The sequence below is a fragment of the Kitasatospora sp. Xyl93 genome (assembly GCF_055383135.1).
Window position 1 is genome coordinate 1356474 of sequence record NZ_AP029185.1, and the last position, 20080, is coordinate 1376553.

A 20080-nucleotide genomic window follows, 5' to 3' on the forward strand; every position below is an offset into this window, starting at 1 on the left:
GCGGCGCGACCGCGGCGTACGCTCTAGGACGACGCCGACTGCCGTGCGGTTGCCGTCAGTAGAGCGAGTTGATCCGCCTCTGCATGGTCCGCAGCTCGACGTCGTCCGGGCTGTGCTCGACGGCCTTGCGGGCCAGGTCGCGGGCCTCGCGCAACTGCCGGGCGTTGGCCCGCTGGACGGCGTACGAGCCGTAGACGATGCCGAGTTCGCGGTGCAGCTTGTCGGTGTCCTCCGGGGTGCGGGACAGGCCGAGGGCCTCCTCCAGCAGCCGGACCGCCTCGGGGTAGCGGCGGGCCTCGTAGTGGCCGATCGCCTCGCCGCGCCAGACGCTGACCATCAGCCGGCGGATGTCGGCCGAGTCGTCGTAGGACCTGGCCTTCTGGAGCATCGCGGCCTGGGCGGTGAACGGCTGGTCCTGCATGGCGTCCACCACGTGGTTGGCGAGCATCACCGAGACCCTGCGCGGGGCCTCCTGGTCGACGGCGCCCTCCCACTCCGGGTCGGCGCGCAGCGCCTCGGCCATCCGCTCGACGGCCCGGCGGCGGTCGTCGGCGAAGGCGGCCGAGCGGGCGAGGTGGCGCAGCACGAAGGCGAGGCCGAGCCGGTGGTCCGGGTCGGGGTTGAGTTCGATCAGCGCCCGCCAGGCCTCGGCGGCCTCCTCCAGTTCCGCGTCGGTGGCGTCGGGACGGCTGAGCTGGCCGGCCCGGTTGCCGAGGGCGGCCTCCAGGAAGTGCCGGGCGGTCGGGTCGCCCGGGGCCAGCTCCATGCTCTTCTCCAGCAGGGCGAGGGCGCGGGGGTAGTCCTTGTCCTCGTTGTTGATCTTGCGTGCCCACTGGGCGTAGGTGGCGCCGAGGTCGCCCCGCACCTCGGGGTCGTCGGGGGCCAACGCCAGGGCCTTCTCCAGGAGTTCGGCGGCGCCGGCCTGGTCGTCCAGGCTGTTCTTGAGCAGTGCGCGGGCGGCCCGGACGCCGGACTCGGCGGCGATCGCGGCGGCGTCGGCGGGCAGCCGGGCGCCGGGGACGGAGCGGGCGCGGGTGAGGCTCTCCAGGGCCTCGCGCCAGTCCTGGTTGCGGTGGTGCTCGCGGGCCTGGCTGACCAGGGACTCGCCGAGCAGCGCCTGCCAGTCCTCGCCGCGCCGCTGCTCGGGCACCGCGTCCAGGGCGGCGACGGCGGCGGCCTGCCGGCCCTGGAGCTGGAGGTAGCGCTGCGGCCCGAGCTCGCCGAACAGGCCGAGGGCCCGGACGGGCGCGGGCGCGTCGGGGCCGGCGGGCCGCCGCCAGGGCCGGACGGCCTGCTCGAAGGCCTCGGCCCAGCCGGCCGGTCCGCTCCCGGCGCGGAGCAGCCGGTCGAGGGCGGGGCCGAGTGCGAGGCGGCGGGCCGGGCGGCCGGGCAGGGTGATCCGGATGTCCTCCTGGGCGAAGGCGTCCGCGCAGTGGGTCTCCATGCCGAGGCGCAGCGTCCAGGCGGTGACCTCGTCGCCGCTGAGCCCGGCGGCCCGGTCCAGGGCGCGCAGGTCGTCGCGGAGGCGGTCGAGCAGCCCGGTACGGGCGGCGGCCAGCCGCTGGGGTTCGGCGGTGCGGCCGGTGATCCGGGCGGACTCGGCCCACAGGTCGGGCTGGTGCAGGGCGGCGACCAGGCAGCCGAGCGTCCAGTCCCAGACCTCCTCGTCGGAGGCCTCGGCGCCGGCCGCGAGCCGGTAGCCGGCCAGGCCGAGCGCGTGCAGCAGCCGGGGGTGGGCCGGGTCGTCGAGCAGCAGCGCGCGGTAGCCCTCCCAGGCCTCCCGGTGGCGGCCGTCGAGGGCGGCCTGGTGGGCCTCGTGCTCGGCGAGCAGGACGAGCGCGCCGGCCGCCCGCTCCTGGCCGGGGGCCAGTCGCAGCGCCTCGCGCAGGTCGACGGCGGCCCGGCCGGGCCGGTCGGCGGCGAGGGCGGCACCGGCCCGGCGGACCAGCACGGCGGCGCGGGCCTGCCCGGCGTCCTCGGGCAGACCGGCCAGGGCCTCGTCCGGTCGGCCGAGTTCGGCGCGCAGCAGGGCGAGGTCGGTGCGGACGGGCGCGCCGGCGGCGCCGTCGCCGAACGCCTCGGCCCAGCGGGCGAGCACGGGTTCGGCTTCCTCGGGGGTGCCGGCCCGGCGGGCGCAGTCGAGGACGGCGCGCAACGCGGGGGCGGCGCAGTGGACGCAGCGGGGCGAGGCGGCGGCCCCGGGGGCGTGCTGGTGGTCGGGGCAGGCCTCGCGGCCACAGCCGCCGCAGGTGGCGGCGGCGGGGCGGTCGCAGAGCGCGCAGTCGCCGGTCGGCGCCGGGCTCTGCGCCGTACCGGAGGCCAGGAAGTGCCGGTACCAGTCCAGGGCGGCGGCCCAGTTGCCGGCCCGTTCGGCGAGCAGGGCGCGCAGCCGGGCGGTCGCCGGGTCGCCGGCCGGGTCGGGCGGGCCGAGCAGGGCGATCGTCCGGGCCGGACGGCCCGCCAGCAGGGCGACGGCGGCCAGGTGGTAGCGGTCGCGCAGGCCGCTGCCGGCGTCGAGCAGGGCGGCGACCGGCTCCGGGTCGCCCTCGGTCAGGGCGAGGGCGGCGCGCAGCCGGGCCTGGCGGTGGGTGAGGGCGCCGGGCAGGGTGTCGGCGAGGGCGAGCGCGGCGGCGGCGCGGCGGCGCGGCTCGGCGTGGTCGCGGCCGGTGACCAGCAGGTGGGCGGCCTCGCGCAGGGCGGCCTCGCGCAGCGCGGCGCGGTAGCCGGGGGCGGCCGGGTGCTCGGCGGCGGCCCGCTGCCAGAGTTCGCGGGCGGCCGTCGGGTCGGCGGCCAGCCGGGTGCGGGCGAGCCGGTCCCGGGCCAGGGCCCGGCGGGGGTTCAGGTCCTCGTCGTCCAGCGCCTCCCAGCGGGCGAGGGCGCCGGCCGGGTCGTCGGTGCGGGCGAGGGCGAGGCCGTGGTGGAAGACGGCGATGGTGGTCCAGCGGGTGCCCGGTTCGGTGTCGGCCTCGGCGCGCAGGACCGGTTCGGCCTCCTCGGCCTGTCCGGCGGCGAGCAGGGCGGCGCCGAGCCGGACCCTGGCGGGGCGCCAGTCGGGGGCCCCGCCGAGGCCGGCCCGGTAGTCGGCGGCGGCCTCGGCGAAGCGCTCGGCCCGTTCGTGGACCAGGGCGAGGCCGAACCGGGCCGGGGCGAAGTCGGGTCGGACGGTCAGGGCGGCGGCGAACTGCTCCCGGGCCTGCTCGTCGGCGCCGAGCAGCAGGGCGAGCCGGCCCAGGGCGTAGCGGGGGCGGGGGTCGGTCGGGCTCTCGCCGGTGGCGGCCGCGAGGTCGGCCCAGGCCTCCTCGGTGGCGCCCAGGCGCTGGCGGGCCAGGCCGCGGAAGAGCAGGCCGTCGGTGCGCAGGGCCGGGCCGCGCCCCCACGGGGAGGGTTCGCCGGGGCCGCGGCGCAGTGCCTCGTCGAAGGCGGTGACGGCGGGTTCGTCGCGGTGCAGGGTGTAGAGCTGGGCGCCCCAGCGGAACCAGAGCTCTCCGCTTCCGGCGGGGGCCGCGGCGGCGAGCAGGGCCTCGGCCTCGGCGGCCCGGTCGGTGGTGTTCAGCAGGGCGGCCCGGGCGAGCACCGGCCAGTCCCGGCCGGGCAGGGCGGCGAGGGCGCGGGCGGTGACGTCCTCGCGCTGGTCGGGGGCGCCGTCGCGGCAGCGGTGCTGCAGCCAGTCGACGGTTCGGGCGGCGGCCTCGGCCTCCTCACCGGGTTCGGCGCCGGCGGCGGTGGCCTGGAGGAAGGCGAACAGCGGGCCGAGGTCGCCGTCGGCGGCCCGCATCCGCTCCTCGGCGAGACGGCGCAGGCTCCACCGGGGCAGCTGCCGGGCCGGGTCGGCGAGCAGCGGGTAGGCCTCGCGGTGCAGGGCGAGGGTGGCCTGCTGGTCGCCGGTGGGGATGGTGGCCTCGGCCTGGCCGAGCAGTGCGAGACCGCGCTGCGGGCGCAGTTCCTCGGGGGCGTCGGCGAGCCGGCGGGCCAGCCGGGCGTAGCGGCGGCGGGCCTGGGCGGCCTGCCCGGCGGCGAGCCGTTCGGCGGCCGCCGCCAGGGCCTTCGCCACCGCCGCGGCGTCCAGAGCCCGCCGGCGGACCAGGACGACGGCGGCCGCACCGGCCAGCGCCATCACGACCAGCAGCACCGCTATCAGCGCCATGCACCGTCCCCCTGAGTTCGGACACCACCCATCTCATGATCAACTGGCGTGGAGCGATCATGAGTTGACGTCATGTCGTGATGTTGCTCGAGCGCCATCAGAATAGGCCCTCGGTCGGACGGACGAACAGGAGAGAGCACTATCCTGGGCATCACATCAACAGCAGGACGACAGCACAGCAGCGGCGCGCGGACGGCGCGTCACCAGCGGTCAGAAGCGTCGGGGGTCGTGTGTCCGAGTCGCGTTGGGTGCCCGGCCTCCGGTTCGGGCCGGAGTTCGACCCCGAGCAGTACGAGCTCCTGGAGTTCCACCACCGGGGCGGCGAGGCCGAGGTGTGGCGGGCGGTGCGCACCGGGCACAACGGGCGCAAGGAGCTGGTCGCCGCGAAGATCATGCTGGAGCGCGACCCGGCCGAGGTGCGGCGCTGGCTCGGCCGCTGGGACGACGTCTCGCACAACGCGCACCGGTTGGGCGTCACCGACCTGGTGGTGCCCAGCTTCCTGCTCGGCCCCTCCCCGCACCGGCCCGGCACCCCGCCCGGCGGCGCGCTGCTCGGCTACCAGATCTCGCCCTGGGTCGAGGGCGTACCGCTGCACACCTGGGCGCGCGGCCAGCGCGGCGGCCCGCCGGCGGTGGCCGAGGTGCTGAGCCGGCTCTGCCGGATCGTCGACGAGCTGCACCGCAAGCGCTGGGTGCACCGCGACATCTCCCCCGCCAACGTCCTGGTGGACGGCCAGGGGCAGGTCAAGCTGATCGACCTGACCTTCCTCGCCCCGCTGGACCACACCCTGACCGTCGCGGTGTTCACCCCCGGGCACGTCCCGCCGGAGGCCGAGCAGGTGGGCGGCTTCCCGACCACCGCCAAGGACCTGTTCGCGGTCGGCACCCTCGCCCGCATCCTGCTGCTGCCCGACCACGGCCGGCTGGACCACCGGCTGGCCGCCGAGCAGGCCCGCGCCGAGCTGCTGGCGGCGGGCTACAGCGAGGAGTTGGCGCGCTGGGCCTGCGAGCCGCTGGCCCGCGAGCCGGACCGCCGCCCCTCCCCGCTCGGGCCGTGGGCCGCCCGGGGACGTGAACTGCTGCGCGCCCACCGGCCGGTGGCCCGGACCGCGGGCCTGGCCGTGCTGCCCGACCCGACCGGTCGGCCGCTGGTGGTCACCGGCGGCGCCGACGGCACCGCGCTGGCCGGTCCCGGCCACCTCGGCCGACGGCTCCCGTCCGGCCAGGGCCCTTCCGCCGTCCGCGAGTTGACGGCCGGCTGGGCCGGGCCCCAGGGCGAGCTGGTGGTCTGCGCCGAGGACCGCGGCGGCACCCTGTGGGTCGGTACGGCGGGCGGCTGGTGGGAGGCGGCACGCGGGGTCAACGGCCTGGCGGGCGCGGCCGGTTCGGCCGGGGAGATGACCGTCTGGACGGCGGCCGGCGGCGCGCTGCGCTCCTACCGCTGGGCGCCCGGTCGCACCCTCACCGGCCAGGAGCACCCCGGCTGCCCGGCCGACCGGGTGCTCGCCGCCGAGGAGGAACGGCCCGGCGCCTGGCTGCTGCTGGTCGAGCACCGCGAGCGGGTGCTCAGCTGGCGGCCCGGAGCATCCGGACGGCCCCTCCCGGTGGGCCCGCCCGGCCCGCTGCGCGCCGGGGCGCTGGCCCGCACGTCCGCCGGGACGCAGGCCGCCACACTGCGGCCGGACGGATCGGTCCAGCTGCACACCCTCGGCGCGGCCGGGGCGGGGACCGAGATCGGCGACGGCGAGCCCTCGCTCGGCATCGCCATGGTCGGCCACCGCGGCGGCCCGACCCTCGCACTGGCCGGCGCGGGCGGCGTACGGCTGCGGCTGCCGGCCGGCGGCGCCTCCCGGCGGCCGCGCTGGTGGCGGCCGACGCTGCGCCCGGCCACCCGGGTCGCGCTGGCCATGGGCGACGACTGGCGGCTGTGCCTGGCGGCGGTGGTGGAGGGCGAGTTGCAGGTGTGGCAGGAGGACGCGGCGTACCGCTGGCAGGCGGTGGAGCTGCCGGAGGGGTGAATCCGCGGACGCCGAGGAGACCGCGGAGGCCGCGGAGGCGGGCGCCGACGGACCCGGACACGCCGAGGCCCCGGAACCCTGACGGGGGTTCCGGGGCCTCGGCCCGGCGGTGGGGAGTGGCTCGGTTCCGCGTCCACCGGTTCGCCGGTACCCGGTCACGCGGTCACTCGGCTGCTCGGCTGCTCGGCGCCCTCGCTGCCGGCCGCTCAGCGGAAGCGGCGCAGCCGCAGGCTGTTGCCGACCACGAAGACCGAGGAGAAGGCCATCGCGGCCCCCGCGATCATCGGGTTGAGCAGGCCGGCGGCGGCCAGCGGCAGGGCGGCGACGTTGTAGCCGAAGGCCCAGAACAGGTTGCTCTTGATGGTGCTCAGGGTCTTGCGGGAGAGCCGGATGGCGTCCGCCGCGGCCAGCAGGTCGCCGCGGACCAGGGTGAGGTCGCCGGCCTCGATCGCGGCGTCGGTGCCGGTGCCCATCGCCAGGCCCAGGTCGGCCTGGGCGAGCGCGGCCGCGTCGTTGACGCCGTCGCCGACCATCGCCACGACCTTGCCCTCGGCCTGCAGCCGCTTGACCGTGTCGACCTTGTCCTGCGGCATGACCTCGGCGATCACGTGCTCCGGCCTGATGCCGACCTCGGCCGCCACGGCCTCGGCGACCAGCCGGTTGTCGCCGGTCAGCAGCACCGGGGTCAGGCCCAGGGCGCGCAGCCTGCCGATCGCCTCGGCGCTGGTCGGCTTGACGGCGTCGGCGACCTCCAGCACGGCCCGGGCCTCGCCGTCCCAGCCGACCGCGATCGCGGTCCGGCCGGCCGCCTCGGCGGTGCGCTTGGCCTCGGCCAGCGCCTCGGGCAGCCGCTGCGACCACTCGTTCAGCAGGGCCTCCCGGCCGGCCACCACGGCGTGGCCGTCCACCACGCCCTGGACACCGAGGCCCGGGACGTTCTCGAAGCCCTCGACGGCGGGCAGTTCGCCGGCCTTGGCGGCGGCGGTGGCGATCGCCCGGGCGATCGGGTGCTCGGAGGCGTGCTCCAGGGCGCCGGCCAGGCGCAGCACCTCGGCCTCGGCCACGCCCTCGGCGGTGTGCACCGCGAGCAGGGTCATCTGGCCGGTGGTGACGGTGCCGGTCTTGTCCAGCACGATGGTGTCGACCTTGCGGGTGGACTCCAGGACCTCCGGGCCCTTGATCAGGACGCCCAGCTGGGCGCCGCGGCCGGTGCCGACCAGCAGGGCGGTCGGGGTGGCCAGGCCCAGCGCGCACGGGCAGGCGATGATCAGCACGGCCACCGCCGCGGTGAAGGCGGCGGTCCAGCCCTCGCCGGTGCCCAGCCAGTAGCCGAGGGTGGCCACCGCGAGGGTGATCACGATCGGCACGAAGACCGCGGAGATCCGGTCCGCGAGGCGCTGCGCGGCGGCCTTGCCGTTCTGCGCGTCCTCGACCAGCTTGGCCATCCGGGACAGCTGGGTGTCCGCGCCGACCCGGGTGGCCTCGACCACCAGGCGTCCGCCCGCGTTGACGGTGGCGCCGGTGACGCCGTCCCCGACCCCGACCTCGACCGGGACGGACTCGCCGGTCAGCATCGAGGCGTCCACCGCCGAGGCGCCCTCGACCACCACGCCGTCGGTGGCGATCTTCTCTCCCGGCCGGACCACGAAGCGGTCGCCCACGGCGAGGTCCGCGATCGGGATGCGCACCTCGGCGCCGCCGCGCAGCACCGTCACGTCCTTGGCGCCCAGTTCCAGCAGCGCCTTGAGCGCGGCCCCGGCGGTGCGCTTGGAGCGCGCCTCGAAGTAGCGGCCGGCCAGGATGAAGGCGGTGACGCCGGCCGCCGCCTCCAGGTAGATGTTGGACGAGCCGTCGGTGCGGGCGATGGTGAACTCGAAGCCGTGCCGCATGCCCGGCATCCCGGCGTCGCCGAAGAACAGCGCCCACAGCGACCAGAGGAACGCGGCGACGGTGCCGAGCGACACCAGGGTGTCCATGGTCGCGGCGCCGTGCCGGGCGTTGGTGAACGCGGCCCGGTGGAACGGCCAGGCGGCGTAGGTGACGACCGGCGCGGCGAGGGTCAGCGAGAGCCACTGCCAGTTGTCGAACTGGAGGGCCGGCACCATCGCCATCGCGATCACCGGCAGCGCGAGCCCCACCGCGGTGAACAGCCGCTGGCGCAGCGGGGCCAGTTCGTCGGCCGGCTCGGCCGGCTCGCCGCCCGCCCCCTCGGTGACCGGGGGCTTGGGCGGCGCCGCGGTGTAGCCGGTGGCCTCGACCGTCGCGATCAGGTCGGCGACCTCGACACCGCCCTCGAAGGAGACCTTCGCCTTCTCGGTGGCGTAGTTGACGCTGGCCGTGACCCCGTCCATCCGGTTGAGCTTCTTCTCGATCCGGGCCGCGCAGGAGGCGCACGTCATGCCGCCGATCGAGAGTTCCACCTCCGCCGAGGCGGGTGCCTGCGTAGTCATCGTCGCTCCTCGTGAACGTCAATCGTGCGGTTGCCGTGCGGTACGTTCGGCGGCCGGGCCTTCATACCGCGGAGGGGTATCGGGCGGTGCCGGGTTCAGTTATACCCCCAAGGGGTATCAGCCGCAAGCCTTGGCGATACCCCCGCTAGGTATTTTCTCGAAGGAACGATCCGCTTGACTTGATACCCCCGTGGGGTATTCACTCATGGCACACCGAGCCCCGCCGGACTCCTGAGGAGGGCCCCCATGGCCGGCTACCGCACCGACAAGGACCAGCTCCTGCGCCGACTGCGCCGCGTCGAGGGCCAGATCCGCGGCCTCCAGCGCATGGTCGACACCGACACCTACTGCATCGACACGCTGACCCAGGTCTCGGCCGCCACCAAGGCCCTCCAGTCCGTCGCCCTGCAGCTGCTCGACTCCCACCTCGCCCACTGCGTCCACGACGCCATCGCGGGCGGCGGCGCCGAGGCGGACGCCAAGGTCGCCGAGGCCGGCCAGGCCATCGCCCGGCTCATGCGGGCCTGAGCACCCGCCGCCCCTTCCCATCCGCCGCCCGCTCCGCGTCACGAGGAGAACCCCGCCATGAACACCCCGCTGCGCATCACCGCCTTCGCCGCCGGACTCGCCGCCGCCTTCGGCCTCGCCCTCGGCGTCGGCAACGCCACCGGCAGCGGCCCGTCCCCCAGGCCCGCCACCGCCGGGCACGCGGGGCACACCGCCGACCCCGGCCGGGCGGCCGGGACCGCACCCGCCGCCGAGCACCTGCCCGGCGGGCTGCAGGTCTCCGAACGCGGCTACACGCTCAGCGTCGACACCCCCTTCGTGAACGCCGGCTCCCCCACCGACCTGCGGTTCCGCATCCTCGGCGCGGACGGCAGGCCCGTCACCGCCTACCAGCCGCAGCACGAGAAGGACCTGCACCTGATCGTCGCCCCGCGCGACCTGTCGACCTTCCAGCACCTGCACCCGACGCTGGCCGCCGACGGCACCTGGAGCGCCCCGACCGCCGTCCCCGCCGCCGGGGAGTACCGGGTCTTCGCGGACTTCACCCCGGCCGGCCAGAGCGAGGGCCTCACCCTCGGCGCCGACCTCCACTCCGCGGGTGACCTGCGGCCCGCCCCGCTCCCGGAGACCGGACGGACCGTCACCGTCGACGGCTACACCGTCACCCTGGGCGGCGACCTCACCCCCGGGCGCAGCGGCCGGCTCGCCCTGAGCGTCAGCAAGGACGGCAGGCCGGTCACCGACCTCCAGCCCTACCTCGGCGCGTACGGCCACCTCGTCGCGCTGCGCGCCGGCGACCTCGCCTACCTGCACGTCCACCCGGACATCACCGTCCCGGGCCCGGAGATCGGCTTCACCACCACCGCCCCGAGCAACGGCGCCTACCGGCTCTTCCTGGACTTCAAGCACGGGGACACCGTCCGCACCGCGGCGTTCACCCTGACCACCGACGGCACCACCGCCCCCGCGGCCCCGGCCGCCGCTCCCACCGCCCACCCGACCGGCGAGACGGGCGGCCACCAGCACTGAACAGGCGCGACAGCAGAGAGGTGCCGGGCGGTCCCGCAGAGGGATCGCCCGGCACTTCTCTGCTGTCGTCGTCCGTACGTATGCTGGAGCGGCTTGCCGGAGCATCCCGGGTCCTGACGCTGCGCCATCCGCTGGGACTGCCGTCCGGCGACATCGCTGCGGCGCCCGCTTCGAGAACGGCCACCTCATCGAACGGCCCGAAGCCGCAGCAGCGTGATCACGGAGCGCCACCCGACAACATGGAGGGACATCCGGTGCAACCCGCGCGCGTGCGAACAGCCGCCTACGTGACCCGCAACGTCCCGGGCGGCCGGGAACTGCTCGTCTTCGATCACCGCGATCACCCCGAGGCCGGTACGCAGGTGCCGGCGGGTGGCGTGAATCCCGGGGAGCGTCTCACCGATGCCGTCCTCAGGGAGATCGCGGAGGAAACCGGCGTCACCGCCGTCGTGCTCGACACCGCCCTGGCCGTGCAGCAGCGCCGGCACCCTCACACCGGCCGGCCCCGGGTCACCGTGTTCTTCCACGCACAGACCACCGAGACCCGCGACACCTGGATGCACACCGTTGCGGGACAGCAAGGAGACCAGGACCACGGCATGGTCTTCCGCTGCTACTTCCTCCCGGTGCACCAGGCCGCCGGTCTACTGGCCGACCACCAGAGCGAGTTCATCCCCTTCGTGGAGCAGCACGACGCCCCCACGACCAGCCGGTGATCACGGTCCACAGGTCTTGACCACGACTCGACCTGATCACCGGCGGCTCCAAGACCGTCGAGGTCCGGGTCGCCGACGCGTCGATGAAGCGGATCAGGGTCGGGGACCCGCTCGACCTCACCTGTCGGTCGCCGGGCGGGGGTGCGACGGACGGCGCCGGTCAGCGCCCCGGGCAGCCGCGGGCGGTGGCGGGCCTGGCCGGCTCGGCGGCGGCTGCCGCGGCGGCGCCGGCCAGGCAGGCGATCAGGCAGCGGGTGACGGGGTGGCGTACGGCCCGCAGCAGCGCGGGCGGCAGGGTGGCGGGGGTTTCGCGGGGCCTCATCGGACGCTCCTTCGCGGGGGAGGGCGGACGGAACGGGGACGGCGGTGCACGGCCGCCGGGGGCCGCGTCGGTCGACGCGGCCCCCGGCGGGGCGGGCGGGGCGGGCGCCGGTTCCGGGCCCGCCCCGCGGTGGGGTGGTGGACGGCCTCACGCGGCCGTCGCCGACCGCGCCTCGCGGGCCGCGCCCTCGGGGCGCGGGGTGCGCAGGGTGGCCATCGCGAGCAGGCCGCCGACCACCGCGATCGCCGCGGCGCCGACGAAGGCGGCCGAGAAGCCCGAGGTCAGGCCCTCGACGGTGGCGTCCGGGGTCCGGGCGCCGGCCAGCGCGGTCATCGCGGCCAGGCCGAGCGCCGAGCCGACCTGGTAGCCGGTGTTGACGATGCCGGAGGCGAGGCCGCCGTCCTGCGGGGGCGTGCTGGAGATCGCGGTGCCGAGCGAGGGGATGAAGGCGAGCGCCATGCCGATCGCGGCGAGCAGCGAGGCGGGCAGCACGTCGGTCCAGAAGTTGCCGTCCGGGCGGGCCAGTGAGAGCCCGAACAGGCCGGCGCCGAGGGCCAGCATGCCGGTGACGACCAGCGCCTTGGGGCCGAAGCGGGCGATGAGCCTGGGCGCCGCGGTGATCATGATGGCCATGATGGCGACGGTCATCGGCAGCAGGGCCGCGCCGCTGGCGAAGGCACCGAGGTGCAGCACCTGCTGGAGGTAGAGGTTGAGGAAGAACCACATCGGCACCCAGGCCGCGGCCAGCAGGAACTGGGCGAGGTTGGCGGCGCCGAGGTTCGGCACCCGGAAGATGCTCAGCCGCATCAGCGGCTCGCGGCGCCTGCCCTGGATGACCAGGAAGGCGATCAGCAGCACGGCCGCGCCGGCCAGCGTCAGCAGGGTGGACGCCGAGGCCCAGCCCTCCTCCGGGGCACGGACGACGGCGTACACCGCGGCGGCCAGGCCGCCGGTGACGGTGAGCGCGCCGAGGACGTCGATGCCGCCGCTGCGCCGGGGCGCGGAGGGCATCAGCGCGGGGGCGGCGAGCAGCGCGACCACGGCCACCGGGATGTTGACGTAGAACACCCAGGGCCAGCTGATGTACTGGGTGATCAGGCCGCCGAGGAAGACGCCCGCGGTACCGCCGGCCGGCGCCGCCGCGCCGTACAGGGCGAAGGCCTTGGTGAGTTCCTTCGGGTTGCCGCCGAAGAGCGTCATCAGCAGGGTGAGCGCCGAGGGGGCGATCAGCGCGGCGCCGAGGCCCTGGACGCCGCGGCCGGCCAGCTCGGTCGGGACGTTCTGGGCGAGCCCGGCGAGCAGCGAGCCGGCGCCGAGGACGGCCCAGCCGGCGCTGAACAGGCGGCGGGCGCCGAGCAGGTCGGAGAGCCGTCCGCCGAGCAGGAGCAGGCCGCCGAAGGCGACCACGTACGCGTTGAACACCCAGGACAGGTCCTCCTGGCCGAAGCCGAGGTCGTCCTTCATCTTGGGCAGGGCCACCCCGATGATCGAGGTGTCCATGATCACGACGAACTGCGCGGCGGCGATCAGCGCCAAGGCGCGCCACCTCCGGGGGTTCGGCCCGGTGTTGTCGGTTGCCATTTCTCTTGCTCCTTACCCGTTGGGGGTATCTAGCCATCGCCGCGGCCGGGGCATCGGAGCGCGGCCGGAAAGTGCCAACTCGCAGTAAGGGCGAGGCGGGCACTCCGGCCGGCGGCTCCGGCGGGGACGTCGATGAACATACCCTAGGGGGGTACGGTTTATCTACGGAAGGCAGCGGGGGAATCCGGCGCCATGGGGGCAGGGGGTATACCGTCGGGCGGGGGCGGGTGCGGGTGCGAGAACCGGTGACTGGCGCGGGAATCCCGTGATCTCCGTCGCGGTTCCACGAAGCGTCAGCAGGCCTCAGGACGAGAGGACTTCCGTGCGCGCCATCCGCATCGACCGTTTCGGCTCCCCCGAGGTCCTCGACCTCGTCGAGGACCGGCGGCCCCTGCCCGGGCCCGGGGAGGTGCTGGTGCGGACCGTCGCGACCGGCATCAACCCCGTGGACGACAAGACCCGGGAGGGGGCCATCGGCGAGGGGACTCCCCCGCTGCCGCTGACGCTCGGCTGGGACCTGGCCGGGGTGGTGGTCGACGGCGGCGCGAGCCCGCTGCGGGCGGGGGACCGGGTGTTCGCGATGTCGCACCAGCTCGACACCGCCCGGGGCACCTGGGCCGACCTGGTCGCCCTTCCGGCGGAGGCGGTGGCCGTCGCACCGCGCACGGTCAGCCTGGTCGAGGCCGCCACGCTGCCGCTGCCCGGCCTGACGGCGCTGCAGACCCTGGACTGGCTCGCGGTGTCCGCCGGCGAGCGGCTGCTCGTCGCCGGCGCCGCCGGTGCGGTCGGCGGCCTGGCCCTGCAGATCGCCCGGGCGCGCGGCGCCGAGGTGGACGCCCTGGTCTCCCGGGACGGCCAGGCCGCCTTCGTCCGCGAGCACGGCGCGGGCCTGGTCTCCACCGATCCCGCCGCCTTCGGGGGCCGCCGCTACGACGCCGTCTTCGACACCTTCGGGGCCTTCGTCACGGAGGCGGTCGCGGACGGCGGCCGGTACGCGTCCATCGCCACCCAGGCCGGCCCGGTACCCGACCTCTCCGCCCGGGGCGTGCGCACCGCCGTCCACCAGGTCCGCGAGGACGGCGCCGGGCTGGCCGAACTGGCCCGGCTCGTGGACGAGGGCGCGCTGCACCCGCGCGTGCACGCCACCTACGGGCTCCACCGGATCCGGGCCGCGCACGAGCGGTTCCGGGAGGGCGGGCTGACCGGGAAGATCGTCGTCACCTTCTGAGACCGTCCGGCCGTCCCGGCCGGGCGCGGGCCGGGGCCCTCGCCCGGCTCAGCGCGTCAGCGGATCACCGCGCTGCTGACGGAAGTTCACCGGCCCGGTCGGCCGCGCCCTTGGCGAGGACGGCCGAGGTGCCGACCACCGTCCCGGTCGGGCCCGCGTCGCCGTCCCCGTCGAGAACCGTGCGCTCGCCGAGGAACGCGTAGGTGGTCCGGTCGAAGACCCACTGGGTCTGCCGTCCGTGCGCCGTACGGGCCACGGCGACACCCTCGCGCCCGGCGGCGTCGACGGCCGACGGGACGACGGTGACGCCGGGAATCCGCTCGGCGGCCCGGTAGAGCGCGGCGCTGACCCGCGGCGGAGCCCAGGTCTCGGCCAGCAGATCGCCGATCGCGGCGAAGGCCCGCTGGTTCGGGTCCTGGCCGGGGTCACCGTCCCTGATCAGCTCCAGCAGGGCGTCCGGGTCGGTGGGCAGCGAGGCGACGTACGTGTGGGTCGGCGCGTCGATCGACGGTCCGCTTCCGCGCGGGGTGTCGAGCCGGCTGTCGGGCCCGCCCTCCTCGCGCAGCAGGCCGGGGCGGCTGCCGTCGGCGGACAGCCAGACCTGTCGGGTGTGCGCGGGAGCCATCGTCACGGGACCGCCGGCGGCGCTCTGCGCCGCGTAGGCGACTCGGCTCTCGATGTAGACGAACTGGTCGGCGCGGACCGGCGGCTGCTCCGGCCCGTCGGCGGCGGCGAGCGCGATGCGGTCGAGGAGGAGCACCGCCTCGGCCGTTACGGTGGCGGCAGCGCCCTCGGTCACCGCCGCGCGGTCGCGCCCGGCCGTACCTCCGAGGTCCACCGCCAGGGCGCCGGCAACGGCCAGCGCGCAGGCGAGCGCCGGCATGGCGATCCGGAACCGGACCGGACGCCGGGTGGCGCGCCGCCGCCGCGGCTCGCCGGACGCGGTATCGCGCAACAGACGTTCCCGCAGCAGCAGTTGACGATCCTCCCGCAGGTCCGGCACCGCCGGCGGGGGCAGCAGCTCGGCGAGTCCGCGGCGCTCGGACTCCTCGGACTCCTCCGACTGGCAGTGCGGACCGCGCCGTGGGGCGGCGTTCATCCGTGGCTCTCCTGGGTCGACGGCCGGAGCGCGGGGACGCGACCCGGTACGGGCAGGGCGGTGACGGCGGAGCGGGCCCCGGCACCGGCCGCCGCCCTGGCTTCGGCCCTGGCTCGCGCTTTCGCCCCGGCCTTCGCTGCGACCCTGGATCGCGCCTTCGCCTCGGCCCTCGCCTCGGCCTCGGTCAGCTCGCGCAGCCGGGCCCGCGCCCGGGACAGCCGGGAACGGACGGTGCCGACCGGCGTGCCGAGCGCCTCGGCCGCGCTCGCGTAGTCCAGCCCGGCCCACACCACGAGGGTGAACACCTCCCGGTCGCGGCGCCGGAGCCGGCCGAGCGCACGGCGCGCGGCGCACAGCTGGTCCACGTCCGCGAGGTGCGCGACCAGGTCGTCGGCGAAGTCCGGGACGGAGCCGCGCTCCGGGAGCCGGGCGAGCGCGAGGTCGCGGCGCCGGCGGGCACGGGCGTTGCGGCGCATGACGTTGGTCGCGATCCCCAGCAGCCACGGCCGCAGGCCGTCGCCGTCGGGGTGCAGCCGCTCCCGGCTCCGCCACGCCTCCAGGAAGGTCGTCGAGACGACGTCCTCGGCCTCCGCCCAGTCGCCCGTCACGCGCAGGGCGTAGCGGTACAACACCTGGGCGTGCTCGTCGTACAGCTCGCCCAGGACGTCGGGGTCGCCGCGGCGAAGACGCGTTCTCATGAGTGCTTCCACACTCTGCCCTGCCCGGCCCGTTGCGCGGGTTCCGGTGACATGTGTCACAGGCGGATCGCGGGAACTCCCCCGTCCGTCCGAGCAGTACGGAGCATGAGCGCACCTTCCGATCCCCGTTCCGTGCCCCGTCGGAACGCCCTCCGGGCCCTGGCCGTCACCGTCGCGCTGGCCGGCACCTCGGCGGCCGGCCTCTCGGCTCCCGCCTTCGGCGGCCCGGCCTTCGCCGCCGGGCCGCCGACGTACACCCTCACGATCAGGCACCTGGACCGCGCCGGCCATCCGGTCCGGCCGTACCGCACCCATGTCGCCGGGATCTTCGAGGCCGGGCCCGAGCAGGTCGTCGAGGAATCCGACGCGTCCGGCGTCACCACCGTCCGCCTGCCCAGGGGCCGGTACCTGCTGGACAGCACCCTGAGCTCGGGCGGCCCGGGTACCGGGTCCCCGTACTGGACGGACTGGATCGTCCAGCCGCGCCTGGACCTCGACCGGGACACCACCGTCACCGTCGACGCGCGGACCACCGCCCCCGTCGACGTCCGGCCCCCGGACGGCTCCGCGCGCTTCCGGCAGAGCACGATGTCCGTCGAGGTCACCCACGGCGGTGTCAGCAGGACGGCCCACGTCGGCAACGGATCGACGAACCTGCGCGTGGCCCACCTGGGGCCCGACACCGAACCCGGCGCGCTGAGGCAGTGGTTCGACTCCCACTGGGAGACCGACGGCGGAGGCTACGTGCTCGGCCCGACCTTCTCGGGCACCCGCGCCCTCACCGGCCTCACCCGGCACTACTCCGCACCGGAGCTGGCCACCGTGAACATCCGCGGCGCCGCCGGGCCGGGCGGTACCGGGTTCGGCCTGTACAACCTCCAGCCGACCGACGGCCAGACCATCGGCGCCTCCAACAGCATGAGGACGCCGGGCACCGCCACCTTCCACGTCACGCCCGAGCGCGGCACCTGGGACATCGGCTACACCGCCCCCGGCCCGGAGGGCACGGCGCCGCGCCACTACTCCGCCGACCGCGTCGCCGTACGGGCCGGGAGCACGACCGGCCACACCTTCGACGGCCCGGTCTTCGGCCCCGCGCTCACCGACCGCCCCGCCGTCGTCCGCGACGGCGACCGGATCACCGCCGACGTCCCGCTGCTCGCCGACGGCGACGGCCACGTGCCGTCGACCCCGTCGTTCGACACCGCCTACACCTCGCTCCACCGCGACGGCGTACTGGTCGGCGCCGCGTCCGGCACGCCCGGACGCGGCGAGTTCACCGTGGCGCCGGGCCGGGCGTCCTACCGACTGGCCGCCACGGCGACCCGCAGGGCCGCGGCCGGCGCGACCACCCGGGTGACCGCGTCCTGGACCTTCGCCTCGGCCGCCACCGCCGGAGCGACCGCGCTCCCGGTGAGCGTCGTGCGGTTCTCCCCCGAGCTCACCCCGGCCGGCACCGCGGCGGCCGGCCGCCCCCTCCGCATCCCGGTGACCGTCCAGGGCGCCGCCGCCGACGGCCGCACCCGCTCGCTGACCGTCTCGGCCTCCACCGACGCCGGCGCCTCGTGGACCCGCCTCCCACTCGCGGACGGCGCCGTCACCGTCCACAACCCGCCCCCGGGCACCGGCGTCTCCCTGCGCGCCGAACTCACCGACACCGACGGCAACACCCTCGACCAGACCATCGCCGACGCCTACCGCACGGCGTGAACTCGCCCGCACCGTCACTGTCCTGAGTTTCACTCAGATTTCCGTCCTCGCGTTGGGTCCACCGGGGGGCCGGACCATGCGCCGGCCCGGCCGGGGGTCACCCCGGCGTTGGGTGTCGGCGTCCTGCCCCTGCCGAGGTGAGGCGGCAGGAGCAGGACGCCACGGCGCGGTGGGCAGGTCAGCCGAGCGAGACCAGACGCGCGCCCCCGTCGGTCTCGATGATGGTGCCCGTGAGGTTGGCATTGGTGGCGGCCAGGGCCACGACCTCGGCGATCTCCTGGGCCGAGGCGATGTGGCGGACCGGCAGGGTGGCGGCCGCCTGTGCGAAGTACTCGCGCTTGGCGTCCTCCGGCAGGCCGTTCCACCAGGGCGTGTCGACGAACCCGGGAGAGACGGCGTTCACCCGTATCGGAGCGAGTTCCGCGGCCAGCGGCCTGATCAGGGCCTCGACGGCGCCGTTGATGGCGGCGATGCCGGCGGTTCCCGGCATGCCGGTCCGCGCGGTGATGGCGCCGAGCAGGGTGATGGACCCGTCCGGCGTGAGGTGCGGTAGGACCGCCTGGATCGTGGTGACGTGGGGCCAGAACTTCGCCTCGAACGCGCGTCGCAGCATCGTCAGGTCGAGATCGGCCACCGGCCCCGGCCCTTCGCTTCCGCCGGCCGCCAGGACCAGCCAGTCGATGCCGCCGGTCGCCTCGGCGAGGGCGCTCATCTCGTCAGGGTTTCCGGCGTCGGCCCGGTGCCCGACCAGTTCGGCGTCCGTGACGGCAAGGGCGTCAAGGCGCTCCTTGCTGCGGCCGGCGATGTGCACCGTGGCGCCACGAGCCTGGAGCAGGCGGGCCGTTGCGAGCCCGATGCCGGACGTTCCCCCGACCACGAGGGCAGTGCGCTGGGACATGACGTCTCCTTATTTCGAACCGCTGCGTCTCGAATTAAGCTAGCCTCCATGGTCATGGACGATCAACCCCCCTTGGAGTCACGCCCGGGACGCAAGCGCAGCGAGGAGAGCCGGATGGCGATCCTGGTCGCGGCGTTCGAACTGGTCGGCGAGGTCGGATACGCGGGCCTGACGATCGAAGGAATCGCCAACCGCGCCGGATGCGGCAAACAGACGATCTACCGCTGGTGGCCCTCCAAGGCCCACGTTCTCCTCGAAGCACTCGCGGTGAAAGCCGATCTGTACGTCACGAACGCCGACCACGGCTCCTATGCCGACGACCTACGGGCCTTCCTCGGGGACACCTTCCGGCTCGGCCGCCAGCAGCTTGTCGTCGACATCCTGCGCGTCCTGATGGCGGAGGCCCAGATCAACGAGGAGTTCGGCCGACTCTTCCGCAGTGCCTTCCTGCAGCGCCGGCGCGACGCGCTCCAGGCAGTCCTCGACCGGGCCCGGACACGGGGCGACCTGCCGCCCCGCCCTGCTCCGTCCACCGTCCTGGACATCGTGTTCGGCACCCTGTGGTACCGCCTCCTGGCCACGCGCCGGCCCATGGGCGACGACCTCGTCGAGGACCTCACGGCCACCCTCACGCAGACCGCCCAACCCCCGACCGGCACGGTGATCGACCGGGGGGACCGGCAATGACCCCTCGCCGCACCATCCTCGTCACGGGGGCCACCGACGGCCTCGGCCTGGCCTTGGCCGAACGCCTGGCAGCCGACGGCGCCGACCTGATCCTGCACGGCCGCGACCAGGCCAAACTCGACCGCGTCGCAGACCGGTTCGCGGCCCGCGGCGCATCCGGGCCCCGGACCGTGACCGCGGACCTCGCCGACCTCGGCCAGGTCCGCCGCATGGCCGCCGAGATCCGGGCGTCGGTGGACCGACTCGACGTCCTGGTGAACAACGCCGGCATCGGCGCCGGGCAACCGGACGGCCGCACCCGCCGCACCAGCGCCGACGGCCACGAGCTGCGCTTCGCCGTCAACCACCTCGCCGGCTTCCTGCTCACCCTCGAACTCCTGCCGCTGCTGCGCGCGTCAGCGCCGGCCCGCATCGTCAACGTCGCTTCCATCGGCCAGCACCCGCTCGACTTCGAGAACCTGATGCTGGAGCGCGACTACGACGGCACCCGGGCCTACGGCCAGAGCAAGCTCGCCCAGATCGCGTCCGGCTTCGAGCTCGCCGCACGCCTGCCCGCCGACGAGGTCACGGTCAACAGCCTGCACCCCGCGACCTACATGCCGACCAAGATCGTCCTCGCCGAGATCGGACACAGCATCGACACGCTGGAAGAAGGAGTGACCGCCACCCGCCGGCTCGTCACCGACCCGGCACTCGCCGGTACCACCGGACGCTTCTACGACCGCACCCGCGACGCACGCGCCCACTCCCAGGCCTACGACAGCGCGGCCCGACTGCGCCTGTGGCAGGCGAGCCTGCGACTCACCGAAGCCGAGAACCCCCTGGGTTGAGCGCCTCCGAGGGCAACAGCACTGCCACAGCGTGGTGTTGGCGGCTTCGGGCGCGGCTCCCGGCGAGCCCCTTCATTACCCTAGGGGGGTATGGTACCTTCGAAATGAAGCAGCCGCCCGGGCAGTCCGGGTCGGCGCCGGGCACCCACGACAGGAGCACACC

At 75.6% G+C, this 20080-nt stretch carries 15 protein-coding genes; 8 read left to right on the forward strand and 7 right to left on the reverse strand.

The annotated features are described in order from the left end of the window. Nucleotides 1-55: 55 nt before the first annotated feature. The gene (locus ACZ5GH_RS05835) at nt 56-4144 is read right to left on the reverse strand and encodes a CHAT domain-containing protein (RefSeq protein ID WP_464333636.1); all 4089 of its coding nucleotides are present in this window, start codon (nt 4142-4144) and stop codon (nt 56-58) included. Between the two features lie 230 nt (nt 4145-4374). Here ACZ5GH_RS05835 and ACZ5GH_RS05840 point away from each other — a divergent pair, with 230 nt between their 5' ends. Beyond that, the gene (locus ACZ5GH_RS05840) at nt 4375-6162 is read left to right on the forward strand and encodes a protein kinase domain-containing protein (protein ID WP_464333637.1); all 1788 of its coding nucleotides are present in this window, start codon (nt 4375-4377) and stop codon (nt 6160-6162) included. 206 nt (nt 6163-6368) lie between these two features. Here the strand turns inward: ACZ5GH_RS05840 and ACZ5GH_RS05845 are convergent, their stop codons facing one another. Continuing rightward, the gene (locus ACZ5GH_RS05845; protein ID WP_387751358.1) at nt 6369-8612 is read right to left on the reverse strand and encodes a heavy metal translocating P-type ATPase; all 2244 of its coding nucleotides are present in this window, start codon (nt 8610-8612) and stop codon (nt 6369-6371) included. Between the two features lie 246 nt (nt 8613-8858). On the opposite strand from ACZ5GH_RS05845, the gene ACZ5GH_RS05850 reads away from it, so the two are divergent. The 3 genes from ACZ5GH_RS05850 (at nt 8859) to ACZ5GH_RS05860 (ending at nt 10864) form a co-directional block, all read left to right on the forward strand. Beyond that, nucleotides 8859-9140, forward strand: a complete 282-nt coding sequence (locus ACZ5GH_RS05850; RefSeq protein ID WP_387751355.1) for a metal-sensitive transcriptional regulator — start codon at nt 8859-8861, stop codon at nt 9138-9140. Nucleotides 9141-9197: 57 nt separating this feature from the next. Then, the gene (locus ACZ5GH_RS05855; RefSeq protein WP_464333638.1) at nt 9198-10148 is read left to right on the forward strand and encodes a hypothetical protein; all 951 of its coding nucleotides are present in this window, start codon (nt 9198-9200) and stop codon (nt 10146-10148) included. An 80-nt stretch (nt 10149-10228) separates the two neighbouring features. Next, the gene (locus tag ACZ5GH_RS05860) at nt 10229-10864 is read left to right on the forward strand and encodes an NUDIX hydrolase (protein ID WP_387751350.1); all 636 of its coding nucleotides are present in this window, start codon (nt 10229-10231) and stop codon (nt 10862-10864) included. Between the two features lie 160 nt (nt 10865-11024). On the opposite strand, the gene ACZ5GH_RS05865 is transcribed toward ACZ5GH_RS05860, so the two are convergent. Next, nucleotides 11025-11186: a hypothetical protein gene (locus tag ACZ5GH_RS05865; protein WP_387751348.1), complete on the reverse strand. Its 162-nt coding sequence runs from the start codon at nt 11184-11186 to the stop codon at nt 11025-11027. Between the two features lie 147 nt (nt 11187-11333). After that, nucleotides 11334-12767, reverse strand: a complete 1434-nt coding sequence (locus ACZ5GH_RS05870) for an MFS transporter (protein WP_464333639.1) — start codon at nt 12765-12767, stop codon at nt 11334-11336. Between the two features lie 322 nt (nt 12768-13089). Here ACZ5GH_RS05870 and ACZ5GH_RS05875 point away from each other — a divergent pair, with 322 nt between their 5' ends. After that, nucleotides 13090-13995: an NADP-dependent oxidoreductase gene (locus ACZ5GH_RS05875; protein WP_464333640.1), complete on the forward strand. Its 906-nt coding sequence runs from the start codon at nt 13090-13092 to the stop codon at nt 13993-13995. Between the two features lie 64 nt (nt 13996-14059). On the opposite strand, the gene ACZ5GH_RS05880 is transcribed toward ACZ5GH_RS05875, so the two are convergent. Continuing rightward, nucleotides 14060-15094: a CU044_5270 family protein gene (locus tag ACZ5GH_RS05880; RefSeq protein WP_464333641.1), complete on the reverse strand. Its 1035-nt coding sequence runs from the start codon at nt 15092-15094 to the stop codon at nt 14060-14062. Further along, nucleotides 15091-15792 carry an RNA polymerase sigma factor gene (locus ACZ5GH_RS05885; protein WP_464333642.1) on the reverse strand — a complete coding sequence of 234 codons (702 nt, stop codon included), beginning with the start codon at nt 15790-15792 and terminating at the stop codon, nt 15091-15093. The genes ACZ5GH_RS05880 and ACZ5GH_RS05885 overlap by 4 nt, the downstream gene beginning before the upstream one ends. Nucleotides 15793-15924: 132 nt before the next feature. Between ACZ5GH_RS05885 and ACZ5GH_RS05890 the strand changes: the two genes are divergently transcribed. Further along, nucleotides 15925-17502 carry a serine protease gene (locus ACZ5GH_RS05890; protein WP_464333643.1) on the forward strand — a complete coding sequence of 526 codons (1578 nt, stop codon included), beginning with the start codon at nt 15925-15927 and terminating at the stop codon, nt 17500-17502. A gap of 178 nt (nt 17503-17680) precedes the next feature. On the opposite strand, the gene ACZ5GH_RS05895 is transcribed toward ACZ5GH_RS05890, so the two are convergent. Then, complete coding sequence (locus tag ACZ5GH_RS05895; RefSeq protein ID WP_464333644.1) at nt 17681-18400, reverse strand: SDR family oxidoreductase; 720 nt, start codon at nt 18398-18400, stop codon at nt 17681-17683. A gap of 114 nt (nt 18401-18514) precedes the next feature. On the opposite strand from ACZ5GH_RS05895, the gene ACZ5GH_RS05900 reads away from it, so the two are divergent. Beyond that, entirely contained in the window at nt 18515-19087 is a 573-nt protein-coding gene (locus tag ACZ5GH_RS05900; RefSeq protein WP_387751329.1) for a TetR/AcrR family transcriptional regulator, read from the forward strand. Beyond that, nucleotides 19084-19917, forward strand: coding sequence for an SDR family NAD(P)-dependent oxidoreductase (locus ACZ5GH_RS05905; protein ID WP_387751326.1), 834 nt, complete (start codon nt 19084-19086; stop codon nt 19915-19917). The genes ACZ5GH_RS05900 and ACZ5GH_RS05905 overlap by 4 nt, the downstream gene beginning before the upstream one ends. Nucleotides 19918-20080: the final 163 nt, after the last annotated feature.

Excerpts from the sequence above, each read along its gene's own strand:
- ACZ5GH_RS05835 (WP_464333636.1), bottom strand. The coding sequence starts at position 4,144 with ATGGCGCTGATAGCGGTGCTGCTGGTCGTGATGGCGCTGGCCGGTGCG.
- ACZ5GH_RS05845 (WP_387751358.1), bottom strand. The coding sequence starts at position 8,612 with ATGACTACGCAGGCACCCGCCTCGGCGGAGGTGGAACTCTCGATCGGC.
- ACZ5GH_RS05850 (WP_387751355.1), top strand. The coding sequence starts at position 8,859 with ATGGCCGGCTACCGCACCGACAAGGACCAGCTCCTGCGCCGACTGCGC.
- ACZ5GH_RS05855 (WP_464333638.1), top strand. The coding sequence starts at position 9,198 with ATGAACACCCCGCTGCGCATCACCGCCTTCGCCGCCGGACTCGCCGCC.
- ACZ5GH_RS05860 (WP_387751350.1), top strand. The coding sequence starts at position 10,229 with ATGCTGGAGCGGCTTGCCGGAGCATCCCGGGTCCTGACGCTGCGCCAT.
- ACZ5GH_RS05865 (WP_387751348.1), bottom strand. The coding sequence starts at position 11,186 with ATGAGGCCCCGCGAAACCCCCGCCACCCTGCCGCCCGCGCTGCTGCGG.
- ACZ5GH_RS05870 (WP_464333639.1), bottom strand. The coding sequence starts at position 12,767 with ATGGCAACCGACAACACCGGGCCGAACCCCCGGAGGTGGCGCGCCTTG.
- ACZ5GH_RS05880 (WP_464333641.1), bottom strand. The coding sequence starts at position 15,094 with ATGAACGCCGCCCCACGGCGCGGTCCGCACTGCCAGTCGGAGGAGTCC.
- ACZ5GH_RS05885 (WP_464333642.1), bottom strand. The coding sequence starts at position 15,792 with ATGAGAACGCGTCTTCGCCGCGGCGACCCCGACGTCCTGGGCGAGCTG.
- ACZ5GH_RS05895 (WP_464333644.1), bottom strand. The coding sequence starts at position 18,400 with ATGTCCCAGCGCACTGCCCTCGTGGTCGGGGGAACGTCCGGCATCGGG.
- ACZ5GH_RS05900 (WP_387751329.1), top strand. The coding sequence starts at position 18,515 with ATGGCGATCCTGGTCGCGGCGTTCGAACTGGTCGGCGAGGTCGGATAC.
- ACZ5GH_RS05905 (WP_387751326.1), top strand. The coding sequence starts at position 19,084 with ATGACCCCTCGCCGCACCATCCTCGTCACGGGGGCCACCGACGGCCTC.